Source organism: Aliivibrio sp. 1S128 (assembly GCF_001691065.1).
In the GTDB taxonomy this organism is placed as follows: domain Bacteria; phylum Pseudomonadota; class Gammaproteobacteria; order Enterobacterales; family Vibrionaceae; genus Aliivibrio.
On the sequence record NZ_MAJV01000038.1, the window covers coordinates 1 to 280 of the forward strand.

A 280-nucleotide genomic window follows, 5' to 3' on the forward strand; every position below is an offset into this window, starting at 1 on the left:
ACCAACCATCATTGAAATGTTAGGTGAAGCAATAGGTAGCTATTTGCTTCAAAATAAAGGCGACCATTTCTATTTTTGCCGTTTCTTTTTACTGCCAAATTTTCACGGGAAAGGAATAGGAAGTCAGGTTTTAAGTCAATGTTTAGAGTTTGCTGATAGCGAAAATAAACCAGTGAAATTGTGTTATTTGCAAGGTAATCGGGTGGGCGGTTTATATCGTAAATTTGGTTTCCAAGTAACATCAGAAAATGCTCAATTTATTCATATGAACCGTGTGAGA

The 280-nt window shown here is 35.7% G+C and carries 1 protein-coding gene; it reads left to right on the plus strand.

The features are described from left to right. On the plus strand, positions 1-280 hold a 280-nt coding region (locus A6E03_RS07180), incomplete at both ends, for a GNAT family N-acetyltransferase (RefSeq protein ID WP_141677240.1).